Source organism: Chryseobacillus diguaensis (assembly GCF_049220665.1).
In the GTDB taxonomy this organism is placed as follows: Bacteria; Bacillota; Bacilli; order Bacillales; family Bacillaceae; genus Metabacillus_B.
This window is the reverse complement of record NZ_JBMKNV010000005.1, coordinates 186,160-206,708: the sequence shown is the minus strand read 5'-3', so window position 1 is coordinate 206,708 and position 20,549 is coordinate 186,160. Positions and strand designations below refer to the sequence as shown.

Annotated in this window: 22 protein-coding genes; 17 read left to right on the top strand and 5 right to left on the bottom strand. The window is 42.3% G+C overall.

Annotated elements, in window-relative coordinates:
• Positions 1-73 precede the first annotated feature (73 nt).
• Positions 74-337, bottom strand: coding sequence for a DUF3055 domain-containing protein (locus tag ACOT8F_RS10615; RefSeq protein WP_421651795.1), 264 nt, complete (start codon positions 335-337; stop codon positions 74-76).
• Positions 338-651: 314 nt separating this feature from the next.
• On the opposite strand from ACOT8F_RS10615, the gene ACOT8F_RS10610 reads away from it, so the two are divergent.
• The 4 genes from ACOT8F_RS10610 (at position 652) to ACOT8F_RS10595 (ending at position 3,266) form a co-directional block, all read left to right on the top strand.
• Complete coding sequence (locus tag ACOT8F_RS10610) at positions 652-993, top strand: hypothetical protein (protein WP_421651793.1); 342 nt, start codon at positions 652-654, stop codon at positions 991-993.
• A 194-nt stretch (positions 994-1,187) separates the two neighbouring features.
• Positions 1,188-1,958, top strand: coding sequence for an EAL domain-containing protein (locus ACOT8F_RS10605; RefSeq protein WP_421651792.1), 771 nt, complete (start codon positions 1,188-1,190; stop codon positions 1,956-1,958).
• Positions 1,959-1,977: 19 nt separating this feature from the next.
• Positions 1,978-2,415, top strand: a complete 438-nt coding sequence (locus ACOT8F_RS10600; protein ID WP_421651790.1) for a DUF86 domain-containing protein — start codon at positions 1,978-1,980, stop codon at positions 2,413-2,415.
• Positions 2,416-2,495: 80 nt separating this feature from the next.
• Positions 2,496-3,266: a TIGR01457 family HAD-type hydrolase gene (locus tag ACOT8F_RS10595; RefSeq protein ID WP_421651789.1), complete on the top strand. Its 771-nt coding sequence runs from the start codon at positions 2,496-2,498 to the stop codon at positions 3,264-3,266.
• Positions 3,267-3,332: 66 nt separating this feature from the next.
• On the opposite strand, the gene ACOT8F_RS10590 is transcribed toward ACOT8F_RS10595, so the two are convergent.
• Complete coding sequence (locus tag ACOT8F_RS10590; protein ID WP_421651788.1) at positions 3,333-3,833, bottom strand: phosphatidylglycerophosphatase A family protein; 501 nt, start codon at positions 3,831-3,833, stop codon at positions 3,333-3,335.
• A gap of 147 nt (positions 3,834-3,980) precedes the next feature.
• On the opposite strand from ACOT8F_RS10590, the gene yutH reads away from it, so the two are divergent.
• The 6 genes from yutH (at position 3,981) to ACOT8F_RS10560 (ending at position 11,663) form a co-directional block, all read left to right on the top strand.
• On the top strand, positions 3,981-4,976 hold the full coding sequence (gene yutH / locus ACOT8F_RS10585; RefSeq protein WP_421651786.1) for a spore coat putative kinase YutH: 996 nt from the start codon (positions 3,981-3,983) through the stop codon (positions 4,974-4,976).
• A 56-nt stretch (positions 4,977-5,032) separates the two neighbouring features.
• Positions 5,033-6,016, top strand: a complete 984-nt coding sequence (locus ACOT8F_RS10580) for a 2-hydroxyacid dehydrogenase (RefSeq protein WP_421651784.1) — start codon at positions 5,033-5,035, stop codon at positions 6,014-6,016.
• Between the two features lie 267 nt (positions 6,017-6,283).
• Positions 6,284-7,579: a homoserine dehydrogenase gene (locus ACOT8F_RS10575; protein ID WP_421651783.1), complete on the top strand. Its 1,296-nt coding sequence runs from the start codon at positions 6,284-6,286 to the stop codon at positions 7,577-7,579.
• On the top strand, positions 7,580-8,641 hold the full coding sequence (gene thrC, locus ACOT8F_RS10570) for a threonine synthase (protein WP_421651782.1): 1,062 nt from the start codon (positions 7,580-7,582) through the stop codon (positions 8,639-8,641).
• Positions 8,638-9,558 (top strand): homoserine kinase, encoded by a 921-nt coding sequence (gene thrB / locus ACOT8F_RS10565; RefSeq protein ID WP_421651781.1) that lies wholly within the window; start codon positions 8,638-8,640, stop codon positions 9,556-9,558. Before thrC ends, thrB begins: the two co-directional genes overlap by 4 nt.
• 113 nt (positions 9,559-9,671) lie before the next feature.
• On the top strand, positions 9,672-11,663 hold the full coding sequence (locus ACOT8F_RS10560; protein WP_421651780.1) for a S9 family peptidase: 1,992 nt from the start codon (positions 9,672-9,674) through the stop codon (positions 11,661-11,663).
• 61 nt (positions 11,664-11,724) lie between these two features.
• On the opposite strand, the gene ACOT8F_RS10555 is transcribed toward ACOT8F_RS10560, so the two are convergent.
• A complete protein-coding gene (locus tag ACOT8F_RS10555; protein WP_421651940.1) occupies positions 11,725-11,946 on the bottom strand; it encodes a NifU family protein in 222 nt (73 codons plus the stop codon).
• 225 nt (positions 11,947-12,171) lie between these two features.
• Between ACOT8F_RS10555 and ACOT8F_RS10550 the strand changes: the two genes are divergently transcribed.
• Complete coding sequence (locus ACOT8F_RS10550; protein WP_421651779.1) at positions 12,172-12,501, top strand: YuzD family protein; 330 nt, start codon at positions 12,172-12,174, stop codon at positions 12,499-12,501.
• Between the two features lie 279 nt (positions 12,502-12,780).
• Here ACOT8F_RS10550 and ACOT8F_RS10545 read toward each other — a convergent pair whose 3' ends face one another.
• On the bottom strand, positions 12,781-13,848 hold the full coding sequence (locus tag ACOT8F_RS10545; RefSeq protein ID WP_421651778.1) for an NAD(P)/FAD-dependent oxidoreductase: 1,068 nt from the start codon (positions 13,846-13,848) through the stop codon (positions 12,781-12,783).
• A gap of 295 nt (positions 13,849-14,143) precedes the next feature.
• On the opposite strand from ACOT8F_RS10545, the gene ACOT8F_RS10540 reads away from it, so the two are divergent.
• Positions 14,144-14,380, top strand: coding sequence for a YuzB family protein (locus ACOT8F_RS10540; protein ID WP_421651776.1), 237 nt, complete (start codon positions 14,144-14,146; stop codon positions 14,378-14,380).
• Between the two features lie 475 nt (positions 14,381-14,855).
• On the opposite strand, the gene ACOT8F_RS10535 is transcribed toward ACOT8F_RS10540, so the two are convergent.
• Positions 14,856-15,545, bottom strand: a complete 690-nt coding sequence (locus ACOT8F_RS10535; protein ID WP_421651939.1) for a DUF2225 domain-containing protein — start codon at positions 15,543-15,545, stop codon at positions 14,856-14,858.
• 263 nt (positions 15,546-15,808) lie between these two features.
• Between ACOT8F_RS10535 and dapF the strand changes: the two genes are divergently transcribed.
• The 5 genes from dapF to ACOT8F_RS10510 all read left to right on the top strand — a co-directional run bounded on the left by dapF (position 15,809) and on the right by ACOT8F_RS10510 (position 20,545).
• Complete coding sequence (gene dapF, locus ACOT8F_RS10530; protein WP_421651774.1) at positions 15,809-16,669, top strand: diaminopimelate epimerase; 861 nt, start codon at positions 15,809-15,811, stop codon at positions 16,667-16,669.
• Positions 16,670-16,767: 98 nt separating this feature from the next.
• Complete coding sequence (locus ACOT8F_RS10525) at positions 16,768-17,130, top strand: HesB/IscA family protein (RefSeq protein WP_421651773.1); 363 nt, start codon at positions 16,768-16,770, stop codon at positions 17,128-17,130.
• A 218-nt stretch (positions 17,131-17,348) separates the two neighbouring features.
• Entirely contained in the window at positions 17,349-18,377 is a 1,029-nt protein-coding gene (locus ACOT8F_RS10520; RefSeq protein ID WP_421651771.1) for a tyrosine-type recombinase/integrase, read from the top strand.
• Between the two features lie 141 nt (positions 18,378-18,518).
• Positions 18,519-19,289 (top strand): helix-turn-helix domain-containing protein, encoded by a 771-nt coding sequence (locus ACOT8F_RS10515; RefSeq protein ID WP_421651770.1) that lies wholly within the window; start codon positions 18,519-18,521, stop codon positions 19,287-19,289.
• Positions 19,290-19,906: 617 nt separating this feature from the next.
• Positions 19,907-20,545 carry a hypothetical protein gene (locus tag ACOT8F_RS10510; protein ID WP_421651769.1) on the top strand — a complete coding sequence of 213 codons (639 nt, stop codon included), beginning with the start codon at positions 19,907-19,909 and terminating at the stop codon, positions 20,543-20,545.
• Positions 20,546-20,549 lie beyond the last annotated feature (4 nt).

Sequence of the window (20,549 nt, the reverse complement as noted above, 5' to 3'; positions counted from 1 at the left end):
AGGCCAGAAGGCTTTTTTTATTCCAGGCTATTTCCTTAAACTTTGCGCTTTTCCTTTGAAAACAGCCGTCCGCCTATACGGCTTCATAAAGAAAATCACGAAGCTCTTCTGCTTCCACAGAAGTCAGATTGAATTCTGCTTCAAGGTAGCCATCTGTTTGTAAATCATCATCTCCAATAATCGCAAAACGATTGCTTTGAATATCGAGGATAATGGATTTGCCATAGTACCGGTCAGTCTGCAAAATGGCAAGATCGAATCTCCTGTTTTCTCCCATAAAGCTTACATAGCGTGTTTTAGTTTCTGCAACCTCATCATACAAAAAGAACCGTTCCATTCGAATCATCTCCTTATTTCCATTTTTTTCTTAAGCATACCACGGTTTATAGGATCAATTAACAGCCATATTTATTGTTTTTAAAACGGTTCTTTGAACAATACCTGTTTAGGTTGATTGGAGCAGCAGGTGCGAGCATCCTGAGACGGAAATCAACTATTCGCAATCCTTTTAAAAATATATTTGAAGACTTATTTGGGGTTTATTCATAAATTTGGCTTTAAAGTGAAATGTTTACAAGAAAAAAGTCGAATATTCGTGTTTTGTGATAAGATAGTAGTACTTATAAGGTATTAGCCAGAAGGGTTGAGAAGATGACAAGCGGTTTATGGACATTGCACAGCAAAAGGTTAAGAAAATGGAGTAAACTTCTTTTGCCAACGAAGCATTTGCGTTATTATCCCCCACAGTTTGTCCTCCGCAACCCCGTTTTGGAAGGTGTATATTCTGCTGTTTCAAATGGGAAAAAAGTAGCGGTTGTTGTAGCGAATCTTTTAAGTATGAAGGATTTGACTCAGCAGCTGGAGCCTGCTCAATTTCAAAATTGTCTTCAAGAATTGAAATTGGCTTTAAAGAAAAACTCGAAGCTTCGGAATACAAGCAGGATGTCCTGGTTGTTCATGACTATTATACGGATGGAATTTCCGTCTTTTTGAAAATAAGCGATTCAAAGCAAAGTGTCGTGCATATAGAAAATTTTATTAGACAAGTTATGCCGAAAGTGGAAAAATGGATGGCCCTTAAATATCCTTTTTATGATTTTACATTTGAAATCGGGTAAATGTTTGTAGAAAAACGGGATGGTTCCACACAGGATGCTATCTATAAGGCACATCAGCAGGCAATTGCTATGGCTGAAAAAAGGGTCCAGTCAAAATATATTGAAAGCCTGCTTGAAATGAGAGAGATTATTCAAAAGCAGAAAATAACCCTTTTAGCTCAGCCAATCATCAATTTATCAACAAGTGAAGTAAAGGCTTGGGAAATCCTGACCCGCGGTCCTATGGATACAGCACTTGAAAGTCCGCTGCATTTATTTTCTGTTGCACGGCAGACGAACATGGTGTACGATTTGGAGATGCTCATACTTGAGAAAGCGTTTCGATTAGTTCAAGAAACAGGATGCAGACAGGAAATTTTTATTAATTTTACACCTCTTACTCTTGGTAATCAGCGGTTTATAAAAGGAATTGAAAAAGTGCTGAAGGATCATCCGGACATTTTGCCTTCAAGTATGATTTTTGAAATAACGGAGCGTGATTCTATAGAAGGCCTTCGTTTTTTTAAGGATAATATTAAGTCGTTAAGAGAAAAAGGCTTTCGTATTGCAGTGGATGATACGGGTGCAGGATATGCAAGTCTTCATACGATCAGCGAAATTCTTCCTGATATTATTAAAATTGACAGATCCGTCATTCAGGATATTGACACAAACAGTGTGAAGGAATCCATGCTTAAAGGACTTTTGCTTATCGCGAGAGAGACAGGTTCCCTCGTTGTAGCTGAAGGCATTGAGAAAAGAGAAGAGGCAGAAGTACTATCACGCAACCAGGTGGACCTGGTTCAGGGCTATTATTATGCTCGTCCGGGGTCCCTGGAAGAAGCACGCATAACGCTATGAACAGGAGCTGAAGGAAACGATGTATTTTGTTGACAGAGAGAAAATTGAACAGCTTTTGCAATACCTCGAGGATATTTTAACAAATTACACTGCTCATAACAGTTTTCATTCTGTGCTGGAAAAGCTCGCTCTCGAAAGAATGGGACACATGACAATTGAAACAATCATCGATGTCGGAAATGACATGATTGATGGTTTTATCATGCGTGATCCTGGAAGTTATGAGGATATTATTGATATACTATTGGATGAAAAAGTGATAAATGAAGAGGATGCCAAAGGCCTGAAGGAAATACTTTCATTCCGAAAACAGCTCGTTCAGGAATATTTGGGAATTCAGCACGGGGATTTGAAGCAAGCTATGGATGAACAGTTCGGTGTTCTTCAGGCTTTCCCTGTAAAGGTAAGGGCTTATCTTGAGAACGAACTCGGCCCTGTTTCTGCCTTCAGGCGCTGAAGATTTTATTGCAAAACGCTAACCGGGGACGGTAGCGCTATTTTTATTTTTCACCGAAAATATCAGCCAGGAGTGTTGACATGAAAAGCTATAAAGGGTTTCTAATTGATCTTGACGGAACAATGTATAAAGGAACGGAAAAGATTGAGGAAGCTGGGGATTTTATTCATGCCCTTAATAAGAAAGGCCTCCCTTATCTTTTTGTAACCAACAATTCTTCAAGAACACCAGAACAGGTGGCAGAGAAATTGAACGGCTTTGATATTCCTGCAAAGCCAGAACAAGTGTTTACCACTTCGCAGGCCACAGCTAATTACATATATGAGAAAAAACAGGGTTTCTCCGTCTATGTGATTGGGGAGGAGGGAATTTTAAAAGCGGTGCAGGATAAAGGGTTTACGTTAACGGAAGAACAGCCTGACTTCGTTATCGTAGGTATTGACCGGGAAATATCCTACGAAAAACTGGCGATAGCCTGTCTTGGCGTTCGAAATGGTGCAACGTTCATTTCAACAAATGGAGATATTGCGATTCCGACTGAACGGGGCCTTCTGCCTGGAAATGGATCCCTGACATCTGTCATTACGGTCAGTACGAAGGTTGAACCGATATTTATCGGAAAACCTGAACCGATCATTATGGAACAGGCCCTGAAAGTGCTTGGTACAAATAAAGAGGAAACCCTGATGATTGGTGACAATTATGATACAGACATTATGGCTGGGATCAGATCAGGGCTTGATACCCTTATTGTTCACACAGGTGTGACCTCTAGTACTCATCTGCTGCAATATAAGGATCAGCCCACATATGCTGTAAACTCGCTTGCTGAATGGATTGAATATATCTAATGGAAAGAAGAGGACCGCTCTAATTGAGCGTCCTCTTCTTTTTACTTCATATTGGCCTTCCGCCAGCTATTCAGCATTTCTCGCTCTGTGAGCTAGCCTGCTTGATGCAGCAGCAGCTATGGCTCCTACAATATCATCTAAAAACGTATGGCACATTCCTGTTGATTTATCATTTAAATAACTCAGGATACCTGGTTTTTCTTTATCGATATATCCATAATTGGTAAAGCCGATGGAACCATAAATATTTACGATTGAAAAGGCCATAATTTCATCCACGCCATATAAGCTTTCATCTGTTGCAATGATTGATTGGAGCGGTTCATCCAGCAGCCCCTTTTCTGCAGCCGTATCTAAATGAATTCCAGTCAAAATGGCATTTTGAACTTCTCTTTTAGACAGTACCCTTTCCACATTGGAAAGGCACTCATCAAGCTGCAAATTTGGGTGGTATTTCTTTTGCAAAAAGAGAACGAGCTCTGCTATATGTTTTGGCTTCACCCCGCGCTCGGCAAGTTTGTCTCTTGCCGCACGTTCAACGGTATCCATTTTTTTATCTTGTTCCATTCCATCACCCAATCTTTTTTCCTATTTTATTCAAAAGGGAATTCACAGGTGTTATAAATCTGGGAAAGAAAACTTTTTAGAGGCATAATCCCCTTTTTTTATGACTACGATAGCATATATAACATATGGATACGGGGGAGAAATTTGATGAAGACAATGCTGAAAGAGAGCTATGGACTCCATGCATCTGAATTTTTTAAAATAAAAAATTACGATGCATTTCGTGTTCACCAGACGCTTTGCCTGATTGTTCCAGTATCACATATAGATGAAGATGAGCTATTTGAACTTCATTCTATGAGTCAGTATTTACAGGAAAAAAGGGAACCATACACGGCTGTATTTTTGCCAACAAAGCAAGGGGCGCTTACGGCTGAGAAAGACGGCAGAAAATATGCCGTTTTAAAATGTGAGCAGGTGGGAAACAGGAGCAGTATTTCTGCAGGAAGGGAGCTTGCCCAATTTCATCAGAAAGGAAGAAGCTTTCCTTATCAGCTTACAAAATCGAACCGGATCGGCCAGTGGAAGACGCTTTGGGAAAAGAGGCTTGATCAGCTGGAGGCTTTTTGGAGAGGAAAAGTGCAGGCCCATCCTCTTGACCAGTTTGAAAAGCTCTTTATCGAATCCTTTCCTTATTATCTCGGTTTAGCGGAAAATGGTATTCAGTATTTAGTTGATACTGAATTGGACGATGAGCCTAAGCCAATTGATTCTGCGACCATTTGTCATCAAAGGTTTCACTCTGCCACATGGGAAAATCAGGTTTTTATGAAGCTTCCGACAGAGTGGGTTTTTGACCACGCGACCCGGGATGTGGCCGAATATATCCGAAATGAATTTCTCTGCCTGCCCGAACAGCATAGGGAAACAGGGTATTCATTCATTGAGGACTACGACCGCACCACCCCCTTGTCCTCTTTCTCTTGGCGGCTCATATTCTCAAGGCTTTTATTCCCTCTTCATTATTTCGAATGTATTGAGGATTATTATCTTTCGGCAGATTCCGGAAAACCCCTGTATGAAAGAAAGCTGAATGAGCTGCTGGATCGTTCAGCAGATTATGAATCATTTTTAAAATCCTATTCATCCATGCTCTCCATGAGAACACGTAAAATCAGTCTCCCAGCTGTCCATTGGCTTTAAAATAACCACTCACCTCTCTATGATATGATGGAGGAAAAAACTTTGAGGTGAGAGGCTTGAAAAAACCATTCGTGTATATAACAAGATCATTGCCTGATGAACAGGTAAAGCAGCTTAGTGAAATAGCAATTGTAGAAATGTGGGAGAAAGAAGAAGAACCATGCCCAAGAAATGTATTGCTTGAAAAAGCTAAACAAGCTGATGCGCTTTTAACTATGCTATCTGATCAAGTGGATCAAGAACTGCTAAATGCTGCTGAAAACCTGAAAGTCATTTCGAATTTAGCTGTCGGGTACGATAATATCGACCTGAAATATGCCAGCAGCAAAGATATCATTGTTTGCAATACGCCAGATGTACTTACAGACACTACAGCAGATTTAGCTTTTGCTTTGCTTATGGCAGCTGCGAGAAGGGTTGTCGAAGCAGCGGACTACATAAAAGAAGGCAAATGGAAAGGATGGAGTCCCCTGCAGCTTGCGGGTATTGATCTTCATCATAAAACCATCGGCATAGTAGGGATGGGGAAAATAGGGTCTGCTGTTGCAAAGCGAGCAAAGGGTTTTGATATGAAAGTGCTCTATCACAATCGTTCCCGTAATGAGGAGGCCGAACAGGCAGTTCACGCAGAATACTTGGACCTTGAAGACTTGCTTGCACAATCCGATTTCGTTGTTTGTCTGACTCCGCTGACCGAACAAACGAAGGAATTATTTACGTATGATCGTTTTAAACAAATGAAAAGAACAGCCATTTTTGTTAACGTTTCCAGAGGAGCAGTTGTTATAGAGGGTGACCTGCTAAGGGCGCTTGAAGAGGGAATGATTGCTGGTGCAGGGCTTGATGTTTTCGTAAAAGAACCGATTGAGGCAGATCATCCGCTTCTGAAGCTCCAGAGTGTTACAGCACTTCCTCATATCGGGAGTGCAACAGGGGAAACACGAAGGAAGATGATGGATCTGTGCTGCAAAAACATTGCCTTAGTATTAAAGGGAGATAAGCCTTACACACAAGTTCAACTGAAAGCAGGAAAGCGCTGACTTCATTGCAAGTCAGCCTTCTTATTTAGATGCTTAATAGTATGGCCGGTATTTCAGGATCAGGAATGGGTGAAATACGTTTTAACTGAACAGGAGGAAAAATATTTTGACATCAGACAAGGCAATGGATAAAGCGTTTACAATTTAATAATACTGAAAATTCCGCCTTGTAAAATAAATTACCCAGTTTTATAATGCTAATATATTCATAATGTCTATCAGTAAGATACAAATGTCCGCACAGAAAAGACGTAAGGGGTGAAGAGATTGGAAGCTATTCAAGTTGGGCTGCTTGGACTCGGTACAGTAGGAAGTGGTGTTGTAACGATTATTAAAGAACACCAGGATAAATTGGTTCATCTCGTTGGATGTCCGGTTGAAGTGAAAAAGGTGCTGGTTAGAGAGAAGGAAAAAGAAAGACAGGTTGCTGTAGGCCAGGACCTTCTCACAACTAGCCCTTACGAAGTTATTCATGATAAGGACATTGACGTTATTATAGAGGTAATGGGCGGTATTGAGCAGACAAAGGAATACCTCCTTGAAGCGGTTAAAGAGAAAAAACATGTTGTGACGGCTAATAAAGATTTAATGGCTTTATACGGATCAGAGCTGCTGGCGGCAGCAACTGAAAATGGCTGTGACCTATTCTATGAAGCCAGTGTTGCAGGCGGAATTCCTATTTTGAGAAGCTTAGTAGACGGTCTTGCATCTGACCGGATTACGAAAATGATGGGGATTGTCAACGGCACAACCAACTTCATTTTAACAAAAATGAGCAAGCATGGAAGTGCTTATTCAGAGGTTCTCAAAGAAGCGCAGGAGCTTGGATACGCAGAGAGCGACCCGACAGCCGATGTTGAAGGGCTTGATGCAGCAAGAAAAATGGCCATCATGGCAAGGCTTGGATTTTCAATGAATGTTGATTTGGATGATGTAAAAGTGAAAGGCATTTCGGCTGTGACAGATGATGACATCAGCTACAGCAAAAGACTCGGTTATACAATGAAGCTGATTGGGATTGCCCAGCGCGAGAATGGAAGAATTGAAGTAAGTGTGGAGCCGACCCTTCTTCCTGATTATCACCCGCTCGCTTCAGTCAGCGATGAATACAATGCTGTATACGTCTATGGTGAAGCAGTTGGAGAAACAATGTTTTACGGACCTGGTGCAGGAAGCCTGCCAACAGCAACAGCTGTTGTCTCTGACCTTGTTGGTGTTTTGAAAAATATGCGTCTTGGAGTTAATGGACGCAGTGCTGTTGCACCCCAATTTGATAAACAGCTGAAGCATCCGGAAGAAACCTTTGCACAGCAATTTCTTCGTATTCATGTAAAAGATGAGGTTGGTTCATTTGCTAAAATCACTTCACTGTTTTCCGAAAGATCGGTCAGCTTCGAAAAAATTCTCCAGCTGCCTTTAAAGGAAAAGGGGCTTGCTGAAATCGTCATTGTGACTCATCGTGCTTCTCAAAAGGATTTTGCGGAAATTTTAGAACAGCTGAACAATCTGGAGGTTGTCGAGCAGTTGAAAAGCACCTACAGAGTAGAAGGGAACGGATATTAAATGAGCTGGAACGGATTGCTTGTTAAATACAAAAACTTTTTGCCGGTAACGGAAAAGACACCATTGCTCACACTTCATGAAGGAAACACACCGCTTGTTTTTCTTCCAAGATTATCCGATCGGCTAGGTGTGGAGCTATTTGTTAAAACAGAAGGTACTAATCCGACAGGTTCATTTAAAGACAGAGGCATGGTCATGGCAGTGGCAAAGGCAAAGGAAGAAGGCAGCACGACTGTTATGTGTGCATCTACTGGCAATACCTCAGCGTCTGCAGCAGCTTATGCAGCCCGCGCCGGCATGCGATGTGCAGTTGTAATACCAGAAGGGAAAATTGCTCTAGGGAAGCTTGCACAGGCTGTCATGTACGGTGCTGACATTTACTCTATCGAAGGGAATTTCGATGATGCGCTTAAAATGGTCCGCAGCATTTGTGAGAAGCTTCCTATTACACTTGTAAACTCTGTGAATCCTTACAGGATCGAAGGCCAAAAAACGGGTGCCTTTGAAGTTTGCGAGCAGCTGGGACAGGCGCCTGACGTTCTAGCTATACCGCTCGGGAATGCAGGCAATATTACAGCCTATTGGAAGGGATTTTTGGAATACGATCAAATAAATGGCACAGGTCTTCCGGAAATGAGGGGTTTTGAAGCGGAGGGGGCTGCAGCCATTGTCCGGAATAGAATCATTGAAAATCCGGAAACCATTGCAACTGCCATCAGAATCGGAAACCCTGCAAGCTGGGAGAAAGCTGTAAAAGCTGCAGATGAATCGGGCGGTAAAATTGATGAAGTAACTGATGATGAAATTCTTGAAGCTTATCAGCTTCTTGCAAGGGAAGAGGGCGTTTTTGCTGAACCGGCTTCTTGTGCTTCCATTGCCGGTATCATCAAGCAGTTGAGAACAGGTGAAATAAAACCGCAAAGCAAGGTAGTAGCAGTTTTGACTGGAAATGGCCTCAAAGATCCCAATGTTGCAATAAATATTGCTGAAATCAAGCCGCTGGTCCTTCCAAATGACGAACACATTGTCCTCAAGCATCTTGAAGGGGTTCAGATGGTATGATGGAAAGCGACATGCTTCTTATCTCTGTACCTGGCAGCACGGCAAATCTGGGACCGGGTTTTGATTCTGTGGGCCTGGCCCTGGGATGCAGCCTTCGTCTTTCGGCAGTTTTATCAAAGCAGTGGAAATTTGAAGCTGAGAGCAAAGAGACAGAAGGCCTTTCTGAAGGCAAAGAAAATCTGATTTATCTTGCGGCAGAAAAAGCAGCAGACACTTTCGGAAAAGAAATCCCTCCCTGCCATGTGAAAGTATGGAGTGATATTCCCATTGCCAGAGGGCTTGGAAGCAGTGCTGCCGCTATAGTAGCGGGAATTGAACTGGCAAATGAATTATGCGGCCTTCAGTTAAACAAAAAAGATAAAACAAGGATAGCGAGCCTACTGGAAGACCATCCGGATAACGTCGGAGCCTCTGTATATGGTGGGCTTATTATTGGCCTTCATCAGGAGGAAGAAACAGAAATCGTGCATGTTTCTGAAGTAAACGTAGATGCGGTTATGATCATTCCGCCTTACAAAGTATTTACTAAGGATGCGAGAGAGGTCCTGCCAAGCGTCCTGCCGTTTAAGAAAGCTGTTGAAGCAAGTGCTGTCAGTAATCTTCTTGTTGCAGCTATCATGAAAGGAAATTGGGAGCTTGCCGGAAAAATGATGCAAAAGGATCTTTTTCATCAATCTTATAGAGATGTTCTTATTCCGGAATATAAAGATGCTGCAAGGATTGCCAAGGATCTTGGCGCCTATGGTTCAGCGATAAGCGGTGCCGGACCCGCCATTATTTCATTTATTGAAAAAGGACAGGGAAAAGGCCTTGAAGCAAGTTTGAAAAAAGAATTTCAAGCATGCCATGTTGTCCATCTAGATATACCGAATCATGGCAGCACAGTGAGCTATACAAAACATATCGCAGCAAACTAATTCATATGCAATGAGCAGACCTTTGGGGTTTGCTTTTTCTTTTTCCCGCAGGAAAATTATTTAGGATATCGAAATAGACTAAGAAACAGTTTTACATAGAAAGGGAATTAACGATGAAGACACATACAAAAAAACGTGTAAAAGCGGAGGATTTATATTGTTTAAAATCACTAACAGACCCAAGGCTCTCTCCAGATGGGAAAGGTGCTGTTTACGTCCAAACCTCCATAAATAAAGAAACGCATTCCTATACTTCACATCTGTACTATTATGATTTTTCCATGAATAAAAGCAGCCAGTGGACCTTTGGAGAGCATCGGGACCATTCGCCAAGATGGTCTCCAGACGGAAGCAAAATTGCTTTTCTATCGAACCGTTCAGGTGAATTTGAGCTTTATGTCATGAATCTGGCGGGAGGGGAAGCAAAGAGACTGACGCACTCGCCTCATCGTGTTTCAGGACCAGTCTGGTCTCCTGACGGAGTACACCTATTGTTTTCTGTTTCTCTGTCCAAAAACGAAAGCATTCAGGAAAAGAAAGAAAACAATAACGGTCCAGAAGCTCTCATTGTAAGGAATATGGGCTACAAATCTGATGCAGGCGGGTTTTTAAAAGACCGGAAGTCCCAGGTTTTTATCGTGAATCTGCAGACAGAAGAAATTCGTCAGCTCACAAATGAAAAAGAAGGAGCAGCAGATCCTGCTTATCATCCAGATGGACAAAAAATAGCATTTACCTCAGATCAGTCTGAAAACCCGGATCTATCCTTGATATCTGATATTTTTCTTATGGATTTGAATGATTTGAAGCCAGTAAAATTGACGCAGGAAAGAGGTTTTTTTGGAAATCTCGCTTTTTCGCCTGATGGCAAATATCTTGCTTCCCTTGGAAATGAAAAAGAGTACCTTAGTGCTTCGAGCAGTAAATTGTGGCTTTATCATATGGAATCGGGTGAGTTTTCCTGTTTGACAGAAGGCTGGGATGTGCATATAAGCGATTCTGCAGCAGGAGATGTCCTGTTCGGCAATGTTTTTCCTGGCATTCAATGGACGGAAGATTCCGAGGGATTTTATTTTATCGCAAGTGAACAGGGAAGCACTGCTGTTTATTATGGTTCTCCAGATGGATCGGTTTTTCCGGTAAGGTCTGAAAATGAACATGTGTTTGCACTTTCCCTGAATCCTTCTGACCATTCTTCCGTTGTTGGAATCAGCACGCCTGATGCACCAGGTGAGCTTTATTATTTAGATTACAAAACCGGTGAAAGCCGCAGGCTGACTGATGCCAATAAGCAATATATTGAAGAAACAGCGATCATTAAACCGGAAATAATAAGCTTTAAGGCAGAAGATGGCCTTGAAATACATGGTTGGTTTATGAAGCCATTTGGGTACGAAGCAGGAAGGAAATATCCTCTTCTTCTCGAAATTCACGGAGGTCCCCATAAGATGTATGCAAATACGTATGTCCACGAATTTCAAGTGCTTGCTTCTGCTGGCTATGCTGTTCTATATGTCAATCCAAGGGGGAGTCAAGGGTATGGGCAGCAGTTCGCTAATTTGGTCAGAGGGGACTATGGCGGGGACGATTATCGGGATTTAATGACTGCAGTCGATTATGCTTTAAAAGAATTCCCGTTTATTGATGAAGAGAGACTTGGAGTAACAGGAGGAAGCTACGGAGGATTCATGACCAATTGGATCGTCGGCCACACGGACCGGTTTAAAGCAGCCGTTACCCAGCGCTGCATATCTAACTGGCTCAGCTTTTACGGGGTGAGTGATATTGGATACTACTTCACAGAATGGGAAGTTGGTTCAAGCCTGTTTGAAAATCCTGAAAAGCTGTGGGAGCATTCACCGCTAAAGTATGTGAAAAACGTTAATACACCGCTTTTAATTTTACATAGCGAAAAAGATTACCGCTGTCCGATTGAACAAGCAGAGCAGCTTTTTATTTCACTAAAACGGCTGGAAAAAGAAACACAATTTATCCGCTTCCCAGACAGCAACCATGATCTTTCAAGGAACGGCCACCCGAAGCTGCGCGTAGAACGGCTAGGTTTCATTCAAAGCTGGTTTGCTCAGCATTTGGGAAAACATTAAAGTAAATTCACAAAATAAAAGAAAAGCCCGATGGGATCCATCGGGCTTTAGTATCTATTTATTAGAATACTTGCTCTACTTCCATAACTCCAGGTACTTCCTCAAGAAGAGCACGTTCAATACCTGCTTTTAAAGTAATGGTAGAACTTGGGCAGCTGCCGCAAGCGCCAAGCAGACGAAGCTTAACAATACCATCTTCTACATCAACCAATTCGCAGTCTCCGCCATCGCGAAGCAGGAATGGGCGAAGCTTATCCAGAACTTCCTGAACTTGTTCCATCATTTGTGTTTGAGTTTCTTCCACGCTGATCGACTCCTTCCTATGATACCATTATATTCAAGTGGGTCTTATAAATCTAATGTCATGCTTAATCGATTCATAACGCTTTATCCAAATCATTGTAACATATTTCAGAAAGAAGAAAAATGGATATTTTCCTATAGTGAAATATAGATGGAAAGGCTTGTGAAAATGAAATAAAATAAAATCAAACAAGGGGGAATACTGATGAAAAAGCAAGTTGAGATTTGTGTTTATGGAGCGGAAGTTCTATGCCCAAGCTGTGTGAACATGCCCTCATCCAAAGAAACATATGAATGGCTGGAAGCAGCTGTAACAAGAAAATATCCCAATCAGCCTTTTACAATCAGCTATATAAATATTCATGAGCCGCCCTTTGAGGAAGAGAAGAAAATTTATGTGGAGAAAGTACTGAACGATGAGTATTTTTATCCGCTTGTGGTGATTGAAAATACTGTCGTTGGCGAAGGAAATCCTCGCTTAAAAGCTGTTTACTCAGAGCTTGAAAAGTACGGTTATCTGCCTGCTGAAGGCTGATTTGTTTTCAGCTGTCTCAAAGGGCAAGGTATGACAGGATGCTCTCTTCTAAAAGCTGATAAATTGAAACAGGAGGGAGGCGTGATAGCTTGATACATTCATGCAATTTAATGAAAGCATGCAATATATAATGCAACTGTGAATTTTTAGAAAAGATGCCACGAAGCTTGTCTTTATGCGTGTTGTTTACATATACGAATAGCAACAATCTTTGCGAATACAGCCTAAATAAAAAAAGGCAGGTCTCCCGAGCAGAGCCTGTCCTTTTTGTTGGAAAAATCATCCATTATGATACTTGTACATCCAAAGAATACCGGATTTCAGAAGCCTTGGAACCCGTCCCATCAGCGGGGTGTCTGCCAATAGGCCAAAACCGTGTTTCCTTCCAAGTGAACCAAGTACCCCTTTTAGTTTGAAAGGAGGGAAGGATTCAGGAAGAGGTTCATTTTTCCACCTTTTTGTCAGTACTTGAACAATTTGTTCTGCTTGAGCTTCTGCAAGCTGAGCACTTGGCGCATGCGGAAGGCTTGCACAATCTCCAACAACAAATACATTTTGGTCATTTGGAAGATGATGATGAACGGTCAAAATCACTCTACCCTGAGGATCTTTTTCAACTGGAAGATCCCTTACAACCTTATTCGGCTGGATGCCAGCAGTCCAAACGATTGCATCGGCTGTGATGGCATCTTCATGATTGTAAACCACACCTGGTTCCACTCTAGTTACATTGGAAGAATTAATAATTTCTACATTATGTTCTTCGAACCAGCTTTGTACATATTTGCTTAATCTTTGAGGGAACATGGAGAGTATCAGATTTCCGCGGTCCATAAGGATGATTTGAAGGTCTTTTCTGCTTTCCCGCAGCTCGCTTGCAAGCTCAACCCCGCTTAAGCCTGCTCCGACGATAACCACTTTAGCTCCTGCACTTAGGTTGTTCAGCTTTTGGGATGTCTTCCGGGACTCATCAATTGTTTGAATGCTGTAAGTATATTCCACTGCACCTGGCACACTATGGTACTTGTCCTCGCAGCCAAGACCAATGATCAGTTCATCGTACGGCAGAATCTCGTCATTAATAAACCGGACCTCTTTTTTTTCAAGATCCACAGAGTCCACGCTGCCATACTTGTGCTGAAGCCGGTCATGCTCTGGAAACTCCACCCGGACATGATGATCGGAAATGGTTCCTGCTGCAAGAGCATAATATTCCGTTTTCAGACAATGGTATGGATTTTTATCAACAAGAGTTATTTGAACATCCTCAGGAAGATGATTTGGAAGCAGTTTTTGAAGAAGTCTCATACCACCGTAACCGCCGCCAAGAATCACTAAATTTTTCATATACGGATTCCCCTTTTTTTACGTAAACCGCAAAATTATATTTAAAACTGATAATTTGACAAAACCTTTACAAATTCCATAAAAAAGTATATCGAAATTACATGCAAATCACAATATCATGTCAAAAAATCCCGATCATTCCACGATAAAGTTTTATATAGTAAAACGCTTTTATTACATAGGCTCCTTAATTGTAACAAAATTTATTCTTAAGGGGCAAAACAAAGTTTAAATCGGTTGACTGGGCTATCCAAAAGAGAGTAGGATAAAATTGCAATTAGAGAGGTGAAAATTTGTGAAGCCAATTATCGAATTTTGCATAAGCAACCTGGCAAACGGATCGCAAAAAGCCCTTGAGATCCTTGAAAGGGATCCTAATCTTGACATCATTGAATATGGGTGTCTAGGCTACTGCGGCAAATGCTTTGAATCGCTTTATGCACTCGTGAATGGAGAAGTAGTTGCCGGCGAAACGCATGATGAGCTGGTGGAAAATATATATCAATACCTGGAAGAGAACCCTATGTTCTGATTCTGTTTTATAAAAAAACGAGCACCTTTGATGTGCTCGTTTCTTGTATTTTTGTCTGTAAAATTAGGAAGTGCTTGTCGGGGCTGACCTGGCGCTTCCGCTTTTCATTGTCCAGCTGCAGCGCCCAGCCCCTCGAGGTCACTTCAGGAAAATCCAAAAAGTCAAAACCAGACTTTTCGGATTTTGCTTCCAGTGCTTGTCGGGGCTAACCAGGCGCTTCCGCTTTTCATTGTCCAGCTGCAGCGCCTAGCCCCTCGAGGTCACTTCAGGAAAATCCAAAAAGTCAAAACCGGACTTTTCGGATTTTGCTTCCAGTGCTTGTCGGGGCTGACCAGGCGCTTCCGCTTTTCATTGTCCGGCTGCAGCGCCTAGCCCCTCGAGGTCACTTCAGGAAAATCCAAAAAGTCAAAACCGGACTTTTCGGATTTTGCTTCCAGTGCTTGTCGGGGCTGACCAGGCGCTTCCGCTTTTCTTGTTAATTCGCTGTTTGTCTTTTTTCCTGTCTGATTTCATACCAGCGGTCTTTTGCCATTTGAATGATTCCTTTTTCCAGTGTTTCTTTTTGTTTTTCAATGATTCTTGAAAAATAAAGGGTTGCCTGGCTGATATTGCCGAGACGCCTGTTTAATTCTCCAATTAAATAAAGGATTTTTGTTTCTGTCAGCATAGATCCCATAAAATCTTCTTTGGAGTATGAATGAATATACTCTTCTAGAGCAAGCTGCATAAATCGGATTTCATGTGATGGTTCTTCCGTTCTGTAAAGCCAGGCAAGACGTAAATAAATTCCTGCTGCTGCGACATGTTTTTCCTGCTTTAACTGCGCGCAGTAAATGGCCAGCTTATATGTATTCAAAACTTCTCTTATATTTCTTTCTCCGCAGTAATTGAGCTTGCCCCAGTTTTTCCAGATCTTTTCTTCTATTGTTTGAAGAGTTCTTGGAGGAAAACAGGCTGAAAATTCGTCAGAAAATGAGAAGCCGCATTCAGGGCATACAGTAATATAGTAAAAAAGCGGATTATGTTTTTCAGAGGCGTAATAGGAACAAAAATCAGTGTCATGCTGGACAGCACGGATGAACTTGGAACGGAGTTTTTTAGTGGTAAAGTCATGATTGCAAACCTGGCAATGAACATGTTTATTATAGAGATATTCTGGTTCCATCACATTTTTGCCCCCTTAAAATAGTAGTCACAGTATTACTTAGGCTTTTTTCTATACATTACTAATAAAATGAATATGGAATGTAGTCCAATTATACTACTTATCGTGAGTTAAAAGAACTATTTAACTTAAAAAAATCCACAATAAAGGCTTCTTACAAGTCTGTAAGAAGCCTTTACTGATATATTCAAACGGGGGATATTTCTATTGTGAACAATCTGGTTACTATTTATACTTAAGAAAAAGAAATTTCGGAGGATACTATGAATTCCTTACATTTCACCAAAATGCATGGATTAGGAAATAACTATATATATGTTAATCTTTTTGAAGAAAATATAGAAGAAGCAGAGCTGCCTCGTCTTGCAAAAGAAGTCTCAAACATTTATACAGGGATCGGCTCAGACGGCCTGATTCTTATATGCCCATCTGAAAAAGCCCCTGTTAAGATGCGCATTTTTAACAGTGATGGTTCAGAAGGAAAAAACTGTGGTAACGGCCTTCGCTGTGTGGCCAAATATGTTTATAGCCACCAGATGGTATATGAGAAAAAGTTTCAGATTGAAACACTTTCAGGACTCGTTGAGGCAGAGGTCCATGTGGAAGATGGTTATGTGAGAGAAGTAACAGTTGATATGGGAATGCCGAGGCTTTTAAAAAGTGAACTTCCAATGGAAGGCAATCAGGAAAGCCAGACGATTGCTGAAAAAATGATTTTTGATGGCACAGAATATCAGGCCACTGCACTTTCCATGGGAAACCCTCATATTATCTTTTATAAGGAAAATATTGAAGAAGCCCCTGTCACGACTCTTGGACCGATTGTTGAAAAAGATGCCAGATTCCCAGAAGGAATCAATGTGGAGTTTGTGCAAGTCGTAAAAGAAGACGAAATGCACTTCCGTGTATGGGAGAGAGGATCAGGTGTGACTCAGGCATGCGGAACAGGTGCATGTGCAGCAGTCGTTTCATCTGTTTTAAACGGCTACTCAAAAAGAGGAAAAGATACAACAGTCCACTTAGCCGGCGGCGATTTAGTCATTAACTGGACAGAGGAAGGATCTGTATTAATGAAAGGTCCTGCTGAAACCATTTGTGAGGGAATTTACTATTATAACAGGTGAAATGCTCCTGTTTGAGAGTTCACCTCAAGTGAAGTATACTAAGAACATAATGTTGCTTTTACACTGTTTAAAAAAGCTAACATGAAGGAGTGTTTTAAGTGAGTGAAATTTTAATTATTACGGAAGCTGCTGCGTTTCAAATAAAAGATATGATGAAGCAAAATGAAGAAGAAGATGCTTTTCTTCGTGTAGGAATAAAAGGCGGCGGCTGCAGCGGTCTGTCCTACGGCATGGGCTTTGACCATGAAAAACAAGAAGGCGACACAGAGCTTGAACTGCACGGATTAACTGTTCTGGTTGATAAAGAAAGTGCGCCTGCATTAAAAGGAACTGTTATCGATTTTAAGCAAAGCATGATGGGCGGGGGATTTACGATTGATAATCCTAATGCCATCGCTTCATGCGGCTGCGGTTCATCTTTCAGAACGGCAGTTAACGCTGGTACTCCTGAAGAGTGCTAAGCGGTATATCAACGTTTTCAGCCGATTTTATCTTCCGAGATGTGGTACGGAAATCTAATCGGAAACTGAATGCGATGATTGTTTTTACCGCCGTAAAATCGGCATTTAGCGGTAACTTATCGGTATGAAAACAACCCCATTTCGGGGCCAATACGGTTGTTAATCACGCGATCTTCTTAGTGATGGGTACGAAATCCATCGTTAGGGAGGTCGCTTTTTTGTCGTTAAATAAGCGTAAACGAGTATCGAAAATAGTAAATCCATCGAAGTCATATCCGCGATTGACGTTTCAGAATGCTATCGACATCGTTTTGTCCGGTAAGCGGTCGGAAGGGCTCCGGGAAAGGACGCTATTGGACTATGCGAAAATGTGGCGTTATTTTACCGAGTGGCTGGCCGAGAATTATCCGGAGGTTGAGAATCTTGACGAAGTAGAAACGGATATGATTCGGAACTACATTAATTGGATGAAGTACGACAAGCGGAAATATACCGGCCATAAATTCATTAACGCTGATAATCAAGAAATCGGGCTATCGGATACAACGATAAATATTAATCTCCGGAGTCTGCGTTCTGCCTTTAATTACTTGCAAGGCGAAGATTTACTCGAAATCAATCCGATGGATAAGATCCGGCTTCTGCGGCAAGACATCGATCTGACTAACTGCTTTACCGATGTCGAAGTGAAAGCGATATTGCGGGAGCCTAATCTAAAGGACTTCGTAGGCTATCGGGATTATGTCGGCATAAATGCGCTACTGGATACCGGCCTCCGAATTAACGAATTGCTAGGGCTTCGGATGGCTGATATCGACTTTAATACGCGCTTTACTACGGTAAAGTCTAGTCAAAGTAAGAATCGAAATTCTCGCCTGGTGCCGATGTCAACGCACGTTATGAAGCTAATTCTCCGGCTATATGAAGAGAATTCTCGGCATTTCAAAACGGACCGGCTTTTCTTATCCAGCTACGGCGATCCAATCGGGCCGAATCACTTTAATAAACGGCTTAAATATTACGCAGAGAAGGCCGGCATTGAAGCGAAGAAGCTAACAGCGCACGTCTACCGCCATACATGGGCGAAAAATATGATTCTTAACGGCTGCGATCCGTTCACATTACAGAAAATCGGGGGATGGTCGGATATAAGAACGATGAGGCGCTATATACAGATGGATATTTCGGAGATGAGGAAGAGTCACGATCAATATTCGCCAGTGATGCGATTAAAGAGAACGCGATAAAAAGACAAAAAAAAGAGCGCAGACTACGGGAATAGTCTAAACGCCATGACCTATATACATAAAAAAGCGTTCACGTCAACGCTTATTCGAGTATGCATAAAAACGGTGTTATGCGCTCTCTAAACCGGGAGAGATAGAGTAATGGGGAAAAATAAAATAACGCTAATTGCCGGCGTAGAAGCATACGATAATTTATCGACCTTTACAAACGTAAAGCAATTAAACGAGGCCGTCCGCTCACACAAAGAAAAGCATGCGGACCTGCTATCGGAAACCATGCTGCGGATCCTAGACGTCCTGCATCGTCACTCAGCGAAATATACCGGCGTCAGCTTCCTTGCGAAATCAAACATCGGTAAGCTAATCGGTAAATGTCGGCGCACAATTATTCGAGTATGTCAGCGTTTAGAGGATTTAGGTATTATACGCCAATATGAAACCAAGCGTGCATCCGATATGCAGCAATCGTCCAATGCTATCGTTATACTACCGCCCGTCGTCGCTGTCACACAAGAGGAGCCGCCGATGTCACGCCAAGAAAACAAGCCCTCTTTAAAACAACCACTACATAATAAAAAGAACGTAGAAAGCGCCGACTCTGCCGCATCTGCGGAATATACTTCGAATAGAGTGCCGGCCAGTTTCCGGGATCTTGTCGCATGCTTTTATAACAAGGCGGACATTATCGAGGAATATTGGCGCATGACAACGTTGCAGACTCGCTATATCGATCATTCTCCGGATACCATTGCGCAACTGGCCTGCGATGCTTTCCGGCAGACAGTCCGCAAGGTAAAGGGCGGCCGCGTCCGTAAGGCTATCGCTTATTACTATGGCGTGGTTAACCGTAAGCTGGACGAATTATTCTACGCAGATATGGCGGAGATGGGCGGCCTGCCTGCGCTTATGTAACAGGCGCATTACTTTGGTATCACTTCGCTGTATTAACGCATTATCGAGTGATAGCGCGCTCTATCGCCTGTTTGCGTATAGATGATAACGTTAGGCTACGTTAGGATTACGGATATACATAGCGTTACAAACGGTCAACAAGCGCCGCCTGGCGGACGTACCCTCCGAAATTTTCACGGTGTTAGCCTCGGGAAATAGCCGGTAGTTTATGCAGTCTTGACCGGTAGCAATGGCGCTCAAACCCGCATGAAATGGCGCTGCATAGATTCTGCATAATCGTATAAATTCGGGCAGTCCGCGAAGCTTACAGCCACAAGGGTTCGGAGATAGCGTAACTTCCTCTAGCTACTATTATGTTAACTAGATAAAGCATCTTATGAATAAAGCATACAACGATATACAGCGTTATTTCCCGGATATTTCCGAACCCCCAGGGGCCCTTTGCCAGAAACCGAAACTAGGTGATAGAACAATCCGCACAAAAAATTAAACTCAGGGGTTTAAGTTGTAAAGGGAAATACCCGTTTACATTGTCGAGCAAAATTACATAGTAGTAATGTAAAAAATTACCATATATAATTATGGTGAATAAGAAGGTGGACGAGGGGAGCATGAAAATGAAACGTATTGTTTTTTCTGCGGCAGTGTGTATCGCAATGTTGTCCGGTTGTGGAGCGAAAGAAGAGGCGGCGCCAGTAAAGGCGGAGACTAAAACGGAGGCCAAAGCGCCAGAAGCAAAGCCTGCAACCAAGGCGGAGGCCAAACCGAAAGCGGAGCCAGCAGCGAAAGAAGTCGCACCAGATTCGAAAGGCACAGTCGAAGAGGGCGGCTTCAAGAAATATCGCGGCGCCGAGTGGAAGGACGATTTCAAAGGATTAGTAACGAAGATAAACGGCGTATCAGTTGCGCAGGATCTCGAGAAGGTTAATCCGAAATATAACTCGCAAGTCGACGGAAAGAACCAGGGAATCTTCGTCTGGTTTACACTAGAAAATACTTCCGCCAAGAAATTCACGACCTGGCCGAGTCAGGCAAAACTAGTCCTCGAAGATGGTACTCAGATTGACGCTGACATAATTGGATCCGCAGACGTTGGCGGAGAAATCGTCGGCAAGGCGAAGAAAGACGGCGACGTGATGTTCCGATTCACTTCTAAAGAGGACGTCCGCAATATCAAGAGCATCCGCCTAAATTGGGAAGCGTTCGACGAGAACTTTGCTAAGAAAGATTACGATGTTACATTACCGTTAAAATAGCGAT

Bases quoted from the DNA above. Each gene is read 5' to 3' on its own strand.
- ACOT8F_RS10615 (WP_421651795.1), bottom strand. From the start codon at position 337: ATGGAACGGTTCTTTTTGTATGATGAGGTTGCAGAAACTAAAACACGC.
- ACOT8F_RS10610 (WP_421651793.1), top strand. From the start codon at position 652: ATGACAAGCGGTTTATGGACATTGCACAGCAAAAGGTTAAGAAAATGG.
- ACOT8F_RS10605 (WP_421651792.1), top strand. From the start codon at position 1,188: ATGGCTGAAAAAAGGGTCCAGTCAAAATATATTGAAAGCCTGCTTGAA.
- ACOT8F_RS10600 (WP_421651790.1), top strand. From the start codon at position 1,978: ATGTATTTTGTTGACAGAGAGAAAATTGAACAGCTTTTGCAATACCTC.
- ACOT8F_RS10595 (WP_421651789.1), top strand. From the start codon at position 2,496: ATGAAAAGCTATAAAGGGTTTCTAATTGATCTTGACGGAACAATGTAT.
- ACOT8F_RS10590 (WP_421651788.1), bottom strand. From the start codon at position 3,833: ATGGAACAAGATAAAAAAATGGATACCGTTGAACGTGCGGCAAGAGAC.
- yutH (WP_421651786.1), top strand. From the start codon at position 3,981: ATGAAGACAATGCTGAAAGAGAGCTATGGACTCCATGCATCTGAATTT.
- thrC (WP_421651782.1), top strand. From the start codon at position 7,580: ATGAGCTGGAACGGATTGCTTGTTAAATACAAAAACTTTTTGCCGGTA.
- thrB (WP_421651781.1), top strand. From the start codon at position 8,638: ATGATGGAAAGCGACATGCTTCTTATCTCTGTACCTGGCAGCACGGCA.
- ACOT8F_RS10560 (WP_421651780.1), top strand. From the start codon at position 9,672: ATGAAGACACATACAAAAAAACGTGTAAAAGCGGAGGATTTATATTGT.
- ACOT8F_RS10555 (WP_421651940.1), bottom strand. From the start codon at position 11,946: ATGATGGAACAAGTTCAGGAAGTTCTGGATAAGCTTCGCCCATTCCTG.
- ACOT8F_RS10550 (WP_421651779.1), top strand. From the start codon at position 12,172: ATGAAAAAGCAAGTTGAGATTTGTGTTTATGGAGCGGAAGTTCTATGC.
- ACOT8F_RS10545 (WP_421651778.1), bottom strand. From the start codon at position 13,848: ATGAAAAATTTAGTGATTCTTGGCGGCGGTTACGGTGGTATGAGACTT.
- ACOT8F_RS10535 (WP_421651939.1), bottom strand. From the start codon at position 15,545: ATGGAACCAGAATATCTCTATAATAAACATGTTCATTGCCAGGTTTGC.
- dapF (WP_421651774.1), top strand. From the start codon at position 15,809: ATGAATTCCTTACATTTCACCAAAATGCATGGATTAGGAAATAACTAT.
- ACOT8F_RS10515 (WP_421651770.1), top strand. From the start codon at position 18,519: ATGGGGAAAAATAAAATAACGCTAATTGCCGGCGTAGAAGCATACGAT.
- ACOT8F_RS10510 (WP_421651769.1), top strand. From the start codon at position 19,907: ATGAAACGTATTGTTTTTTCTGCGGCAGTGTGTATCGCAATGTTGTCC.